The following is a 7,253-nucleotide window of genomic DNA, read 5'->3' as shown; positions in this document are numbered from 1 at the left end:
CTCTCAATACGTTGGGTAAAAACGAGCTGGTGTCTAGTACTGATGATTTAAATTTATTTGATTTTGGGGTCTCAGGCTCAGGTTGTTGCTCTGCATGTGGTGGTTCAGCATCTGATCCAGATTCATGGGTTACTAGCAATTCGTTCAAGAGTGGAAGGAACTTTGCAAGTGCTTTCTTCTCTATGCTGTTAAATACATAACCGTGATAATTAATACTCAATGTAAGTTTTGAAAATAGTAAGCCTTTCTTATCTTCACATCCATTTATTGATTCTAAAGAAAACTTATCGTGATGTACTTTTTTGAACAGGTTAATTCTTACGAAGTGAATATTGATATTAGTCAGTAAGAGTAATGTGCCTTTACTTCCATTTAGATCACCGGCTAGAACTGCGATAGGCTGCTCATTCATTTCTAAATTTCTAGCGACGTAAAGAAACTCTTTTTTTCTACGAGTTATGCCAACAGAATTATCACCAGACAATCTACTCAGTTCTGTTAATAAGCCGGAGTCAGATGCAACTTTGTAGTCAATCATTACTGCTATCATCCTTATGTTTTAAAGGCCACCTGTTATACGATGCTACTATGATAGAAAAATAAAATGGGTGGACGTAAAGTGGACATGGACAAACAAAAAGGGGCTGCGTTTTCACGCAACCCCTTGATTTATTTGGTGGGCTGGCGTCCCTGTAATTGGTTATTTAACGCATTGATTTTAAATTTTTTTTAAGATTTATATTTTATGCATGGTTCTAAAGACTAATATCCCTCTAGAGGGATATTAGAGAATTTCCCCTACATATACTGATATAAAAGAGATTGATTCAGACTTATGTAAAATAAATTTGTAAATTGCATAATCATTATGCTTTATTTAGTTTCACTTATTATTGATTGTAAATAGGAGGAGCTATGAATTACAAAATAAAAAAAGTAAAAGATGGAAATGGAGTTCGTAACTGCATGATAGTGAATGCTGATACAGGTATCCCGTTGGTTTATCCAAATCTATATATGAGTGTAGTATTTCGCATAAAGAATTATTCATTTTCAACAATGGAGTCAATAGCAAATTCTTTACTCTTATTTGAAAGATACAATACTGAAAAAAAGTATCTTTGTTTAATGCTTTACATTTAAATTGGGAGGTTCTTGTCTCTGAGAATGGTTATCTGTACGATTTAATGAATTACCTGTCTTACAAAAAAAGTCAGGGGAATGTTATTGATATAAATAAGAAAAGGCATATCACAGAAAAATCTTTATACTTTAAAATAGTAACTATAGAGAATTATATTAAATGGTTTATAGATAAGATAACTTTCAATGAGTCTAATTACTATGAATCGATCAGTAGAGCATTTGATTTTATAAAGCCAAGAATTGAAAACGCAAAGAACTACAACATTGAAAACGAAGAAAAAGCATTAAGTAAAGACCAGGAAATTACTTTGCTTAACATAGTGGGTATTGAATCAGCGACAAATCCTTATGCTCCACATGTACGGTTTCGCAATAATCTTATAATTAAGATTCTACTTGAAACTGGTATGAGAGGAGGTGAATTGCTCAATCTTAAGATAGCTGATTTTAATTATAAGAAGAAAAATTTATGCATAGTAAGAAGACCTGATAATAAAGATGAACTAAGGCTGCGACAGCCTCTTGTCAAGACTTTAGAAAGGCAAATACCTTTAAGCTCTGAATTAACTGAATTGGTACATGAATACATTAGCACTTTTAGGAGAAAACAATCTAAAGCAGTTGAGCATGACTATCTACTTGTTACCCATAGTTCTAATGGTAATTTAGGCCATCCATTGACAATTTCAGGTTATCAAAAAATTTTTGAGCAAATAAGGAAAAACAGTAATGAGTTAAGCAATCTCGTAGGTCATGCATTGCGGCACACATGGAATGTTAAATTTTCAGAAATGATGCTCGTAAACTGCAATCCTGATAATTATGCATTTTACGACAAGGTAAGAAATTATCTAATGGGCTGGAAAAATGAAAGTGATACTTCAGACATTTATAATAGAAGATTTATAATTCAAGAAAGTCAAAAAATAATGGCGATCATTAATCCAATAAAACATTTGAATGAGGAGTCTATGAATGTTACCAATTCTCAGAAATCTACAAGAAAATCAATATTCGGCTTTTGAAACTAAATATGGTGGTTTCAAAATAATATTTTCAAACCCTAAGTGGAAAATTAATGAAAGTATAATGTTGAATTTAGATTCTCTGAAAGTTATGGGTGAGAATTTTATATATGTTAAATCAACTTTGGCTTATTTTGCTATGAATTATAGTGCAAGCTATACAAAGAAAATGTTTTATGCCATGAAGCATTTTCTAAAATCATCAGATAAAGTGGAGAGCCTATTTTCATTTGATAACATAAGATTTTATTTTGGCAAAGTTAGTCCATTAGACTATACCCATACTGAATCCATGAAATATCTACTTTTGAAAATGAATACTCTTTTCCCCTCGTTGTTATCTTCTGACTCTGTTGAATTTATTGCTGTTATTGAAATTAGCAGGAAATTATCAGGAAAGTATTTAAAAACACATAATTATCAAAAAGGTCCATTTAATGATACTCAAATAAAAAAGATATTAGAGTTAACAGCAAGAGCTTATCAAGTTGAGAGGATTAGTTTATCTAACTATCTTATGCTGCTCCTTTTGATATATACAGGTCGGAGACCGATGCAGATTGCTCAACTTGAGACAGGGGATCTTTTCAAGCTCGATGGGGGTTTTTATATCAATATCCCAAAAGTTAAACAAAGAGGAGCTTATAGAAAGCAGTTTAGTAAAATACAAATTCCCCAAAACCTTTTTGAAAACCTAACTTATCTCATTAATGCAGTGAAATCTATTGTAAGTGAAACACTAAACACTGAATTAAATGAAAAACAAAAAAACATTCTCCCTGTTTTTTTAAATACATATCATTTCAAAAACAACACAGTAAGTTTAGATATGATTGAAAATGGAGAGTTAAAACTGTCTTCGTATCAGGTAACTACAAAAATCAGAAGCACAATAAATCGTTCAATCGGGAAACTCCAAATTGATATTGGAGAGATTAACTCAAGAAGGTTTAGATACACATTAGGGACAAAAGCGGCCCAGATGGGTTATAGCCCATCATTAATAGCTAATATTCTAGATCATAGCTCAACCAGTTCTGTTATGAGTTATGTACACAACACTGCTGAAAATAGCAGAAAAATTAATGAAGCAATGAATGATTTTATAAAACCAATAGCAAAAAAATTTACAGAAAGAAACTCGGCTGAAAGGGAGTTAGTTTTTTTAAAGGATTTAATAGATAAGTACTTTTTTGCATCTGAATGTGAGTCGATATCTTTTGATAGTGCGATAATCTTACTAATAAAAAATGGCATTGATAGTCTCTTAAATGACTTGATAAAATACGAGGTGATAAATGACTAATAATTATGAAGATAACATTTATAAATTCATCGCTGAAAATAAAAAATCCTCTAACAATAATGACTTCAAATGGGATAATCCAAGTTGGGGAAGGGGAATAACTTTTTATAGTGAAATAAAGGCTAATAAAAGTAATAAAACCAAGAAGCTTATGGATAAGAATATTATCGAATTTGCCAAGGCTTATATATGGAATAATTTTTTTTGTGATTTGCCTAAGGCTCTAAGGAATATAAGATTATTCAGAGTATTAGAAATCGCTCTTTTGCGAGTGAATAAAGAGGCTAATATTTATGATATAAATCATAAAATTTTAGATGAAGCCATAAGTATTGCATATGAAAATTTTGCAGAGTCAACTGTTTATAGAATTTACTCGGACTTAATATCATTTTGTTCGTTTATGTCAAAAAAGCATATGTTACCTCCATGGATCATTCGTTGGTCTTATCCATTTAAAAAAAATGAGATAAATAAAAGCAAACAAGTAGGCTCAATCAACTCGTTATCAAAACAAAAGCAAATAAAACTACCAGACGAAAGGGTTATAGATTTTGTAGGGAGAATTTTTTCTTCGGAACCTATCAACACAAGAGATATCTTTATATCTTCAATTTTTGCCTTGCTCTTATGTGCTCCATCCAGAATTAGCGAAATTATGCTTTTAGAAGATGATTGTGAAGTTGTAGTTAAAGATATGAAGGGTATATCCAGATATGGGCTGCGATTTTACTCATTAAAAGGTTATGGGTATAACACGAAATGGATACCAGATCCGATGGTTCCAATTGCAAAAGAAGCTATCGTGCGATTAAGAAAACTTACTAATAATGCAAGAGTTGTATCTAATCTCTTAAAGAGTGGGGAGGATAATCTCTATAGTTGGTTAAATAAAAGTGCGTTTGAAACTTTGACAGTTAAGGATCTCAATAAACTTGGTTTTGTTATAAATAGAGAAGATATCTCATGGGAGAATGAAATATTCCTATCGAGTGTTGAAGTTGGTGTTATTAGCATCAAAGCATTCTGGGTTTACCTGTTACGGAAAAAATCCGAATTGAGAGTTACGAGCGAACGAGACAATAGTATTACATATAGAAATTTATTAGCAATAAATAAAGATCAACTAAATTCAATAAAAGGAACTGACATCTTCACTTCATTGAATGCCATTTCCAATGATTTCAGATCTGATTTTAGCATTAGCAATGTTAATAATATATTCAAAAGACATGCCAACTCCTATATTGATGGTGCCTACCTCCGTTTTCACAGTCATCAAATAAGGCATTTGCTTAACACTATGGCTCAACGGAGTGCATTGTCTCAGGTGCAAATAGCTCACTGGTCAGGGAGAAGAAATATTAAGGATAATGTTGTGTATGATCATATGTCTCACGATGAATTATCTGAACTATCAAGAAAAGTTTTGAATACTCATTTTAATAAAGACAGTTCAATTTCGAATCAGAAAAAAAATATTGATTCTAATTTTAGAATAAACCTTGAAAGTAAATTTAAAGAACTTGAAAAGAAAATTTTAGATTTAGACGTTTCAGAGCAAGGAAAAATATCCGAAAAAATAAAAACATTTAGATTAATGTTAGAAAATATAATCAAAAAGGAGAAGCAAAATGGCAAAGAAATTTTATGATAAAGAAATAAAAGCTATTGTTAAAATTATTGAAAACTGGGAAAAGCCCAATTTTACATGGGATACTGTATGTTTGGCTTGTAAAAAAATATTAGGTAAAGTTCCAACCAGACAAGCACTGAGTCAACATACTGAGATTGTCGTAGCATACAAAACAAGAAAGAGGGCTGGTTCTGTTAAACTTCAAAACAGAAAATTGCCAGGAAGTTTAAGTCTTGCTGCAAGTAGAATTGAAAGGCTCGAAAATGAAAATAATGCACTAAAACAAGAGAATAATAATTTATTGTTAATGATAAAGAAAATGCATGAGAATGCTTACCGACATAATATACTTGTCTCAATTCTCGAAGAAGAAATAACGCATAGAGGAAGAAAATAACCAATTGATAGGTTTTACCTATTGACAGGTGGTGTTTATATGCTATTTGTAGATGGTCAGGAAGACAAAATCAAATTTTGCAAGGATGCAATTTATGTACAAAAACAAAATCAATCCAGAGTTTAATCTGGAAGAGCAACTTATCATTATAATTGACAAATATATATCAAAACGATACCAGCCCGGAGATAAAAGTTTCTCATACCAGCTTTACTTAATTTTTGTAGGATATCATTTAAAATATTTCTACCCTAAAAGCATTTATTCTAAATCTAATCGTAATATTGATAACATAATGACAATGTTCAGTTCTGTATACAAATGTCTTACAAGTAATTTGTTACAGCGATTAAATAACAAAGAAACCGTTCTCCGTGAGCTAATTTCTCTTGTTAACTACATAGATAATAATCAAGAAAAAGCAGAAGAAATCTATGCTACTGTCAAAGCACAATATGAAATGAAAGTAATTGAGAAAGAGTTAATTCATGAGATGGTTCATGTAAGGAATGTCAGATTATAAGCAACAAAAAAGCCCCGTGGGTAGGGGCTAAAAGGCTTCTTAATATAGGCTACTACTGAATTTCTTTCCATACACCATCAGCTTTCACAAGCTTAACAGGCTTTGTTTGTTTCATGTTGCTAATGGAGGCATCGACAATGCAGTTATAAACACTATTTTCTTCTTCTGAACAGCTAACTTTCTTCACGTAATCAATTTTGAAAAGCTTGCTGTCTGGTATGTTTCTGTCATTAGCTTTTAACTGTGCATTTGTTTTATCAACAACTGCTTTAAAAACGTTGTAGATATTATCTTGGCTGGGCTCGCTATTACAAGCTGTAAGGATAAAAGTAGTAAAGATCAAAGTTGGAATACAGTATTTTTTCATGTTTTTAATCTCATTCCATGTGGCAGTAAATAATTTTTGCTAATTATCTTTGTGAAAAGAGTACCCGGTCAGAATATGCTTTTTTAGCAACAAGCCGGAAAATTATGAGACTGCTTAAAAAAGTAATGACAGTAATCAAGTCGCTTCCAGAGAACTTGGCAGCTAACCATGAGATGAACAGGACCGCGACCATACTAATCACTGCAATTCTCCCTGGACATTCACCGTATGTGATTGTTGCATGGCAGCCAGTGCAAATGCTGACACCATGCTGGCTTTCCTTAAAGCAGAACGGGCACTTCACTGTTTTGTGTTCCATAGAAACCTTTAAAGTTGAACAACTAATCCTCTCTTCAAGGATTCTCGATGACCGACTCTCTTTAGTAAAATTGCTTGTACCGATCGATGAATACACCATGATAGGTAAAATCTATCATAAGTATGTTATCGATCTGTATTAACGATCAAAATTGTGTTGACTAAACGAAAATTTATTACTAAAGATAGAGTGCTGTTAAGAAAGATATTTGCAACTGACTGTCTATAAATGAATTTTTCTTTCTTTATGTAGAAGTCGGGTTGCATAGAGTTTTGAGAATCCAGAGAGGGGTTTGTGAAGAATGCTCTTCCCATAACTTCTGAGAAGCTCAATGTATTGCTTTAGGGAAGCAAGCCACCTAAGGAAAAGGAGATGCTTTTGTTGTGTGACTGCATTCTTTTGAAGAATCTTTTCTACGATTTCGTTTCGTTTGTCTTCTCTGATCTGTAGTTCCAGTTCGGCAATTTTTTCACTTATGCTTTCCCTTGGAATATCCGTTGCTGCAACATATTTTGCAGGAGCAGGAGCAGGAGC

At 32.3% G+C, this 7,253-nt stretch carries 8 protein-coding genes and 1 pseudogene; 6 read left to right on the top strand and 3 right to left on the bottom strand.

All coding sequences use genetic code 11. From position 1 onward, the window contains the following. The coding region (locus tag AAC147_RS03150) for a PH domain-containing protein (protein WP_197056423.1) at positions 1-538 on the bottom strand (538 nt) is incomplete at its 3' end. A gap of 583 nt (positions 539-1,121) precedes the next feature. Here AAC147_RS03150 and AAC147_RS03145 point away from each other — a divergent pair. The 5 genes from AAC147_RS03145 to AAC147_RS03125 all read left to right on the top strand — a co-directional run bounded on the left by AAC147_RS03145 (position 1,122) and on the right by AAC147_RS03125 (position 6,033). Beyond that, positions 1,122-2,171, top strand: coding sequence for a tyrosine-type recombinase/integrase (locus AAC147_RS03145; protein WP_231571585.1), 1,050 nt, complete (start codon positions 1,122-1,124; stop codon positions 2,169-2,171). After that, positions 2,122-3,477: a tyrosine-type recombinase/integrase gene (locus tag AAC147_RS03140; protein ID WP_047685576.1), complete on the top strand. Its 1,356-nt coding sequence runs from the start codon at positions 2,122-2,124 to the stop codon at positions 3,475-3,477. The genes AAC147_RS03145 and AAC147_RS03140 overlap by 50 nt, the downstream gene beginning before the upstream one ends. After that, positions 3,470-5,131: a hypothetical protein gene (locus AAC147_RS03135; protein WP_052189786.1), complete on the top strand. Its 1,662-nt coding sequence runs from the start codon at positions 3,470-3,472 to the stop codon at positions 5,129-5,131. The genes AAC147_RS03140 and AAC147_RS03135 overlap by 8 nt, the downstream gene beginning before the upstream one ends. Next, positions 5,112-5,510: a hypothetical protein gene (locus tag AAC147_RS03130; protein WP_047685574.1), complete on the top strand. Its 399-nt coding sequence runs from the start codon at positions 5,112-5,114 to the stop codon at positions 5,508-5,510. Before AAC147_RS03135 ends, AAC147_RS03130 begins: the two co-directional genes overlap by 20 nt. A 94-nt stretch (positions 5,511-5,604) precedes the next feature. Then, positions 5,605-6,033: a hypothetical protein gene (locus AAC147_RS03125; protein ID WP_047685580.1), complete on the top strand. Its 429-nt coding sequence runs from the start codon at positions 5,605-5,607 to the stop codon at positions 6,031-6,033. Positions 6,034-6,085: 52 nt separating this feature from the next. Here the strand turns inward: AAC147_RS03125 and AAC147_RS03120 are convergent, their stop codons facing one another. Then, positions 6,086-6,400 (bottom strand): hypothetical protein, encoded by a 315-nt coding sequence (locus AAC147_RS03120; RefSeq protein ID WP_047685572.1) that lies wholly within the window; start codon positions 6,398-6,400, stop codon positions 6,086-6,088. Between the two features lie 173 nt (positions 6,401-6,573). On the opposite strand from AAC147_RS03120, the gene AAC147_RS03115 reads away from it, so the two are divergent. Further along, the gene (locus tag AAC147_RS03115) at positions 6,574-6,861 is read left to right on the top strand and encodes a hypothetical protein (RefSeq protein ID WP_156115430.1); all 288 of its coding nucleotides are present in this window, start codon (positions 6,574-6,576) and stop codon (positions 6,859-6,861) included. Between the two features lie 80 nt (positions 6,862-6,941). On the opposite strand, the pseudogene AAC147_RS03110 reads toward AAC147_RS03115, so the two are convergent. After that, positions 6,942-7,253, bottom strand: a pseudogene (locus AAC147_RS03110) (relaxase/mobilization nuclease domain-containing protein); the annotation flags it as partial.

The sequence above is a fragment of the Xenorhabdus sp. NBAII XenSa04 genome, assembly GCF_963866145.1.
In the GTDB taxonomy this organism is placed as follows: domain Bacteria; phylum Pseudomonadota; class Gammaproteobacteria; order Enterobacterales; family Enterobacteriaceae; genus Xenorhabdus; species Xenorhabdus indica.
The sequence above is the reverse complement of the archived record's forward strand: the minus strand, read 5'-3'. Positions and strand labels throughout refer to the sequence as shown.

Excerpts from the sequence above, each read along its gene's own strand:
- AAC147_RS03140 (WP_047685576.1), top strand. The coding sequence starts at position 2,122 with ATGTTACCAATTCTCAGAAATCTACAAGAAAATCAATATTCGGCTTTT.
- AAC147_RS03135 (WP_052189786.1), top strand. The coding sequence starts at position 3,470 with ATGACTAATAATTATGAAGATAACATTTATAAATTCATCGCTGAAAAT.
- AAC147_RS03130 (WP_047685574.1), top strand. The coding sequence starts at position 5,112 with ATGGCAAAGAAATTTTATGATAAAGAAATAAAAGCTATTGTTAAAATT.
- AAC147_RS03125 (WP_047685580.1), top strand. The coding sequence starts at position 5,605 with ATGTACAAAAACAAAATCAATCCAGAGTTTAATCTGGAAGAGCAACTT.
- AAC147_RS03120 (WP_047685572.1), bottom strand. The coding sequence starts at position 6,400 with ATGAAAAAATACTGTATTCCAACTTTGATCTTTACTACTTTTATCCTT.
- AAC147_RS03115 (WP_156115430.1), top strand. The coding sequence starts at position 6,574 with ATGAACAGGACCGCGACCATACTAATCACTGCAATTCTCCCTGGACAT.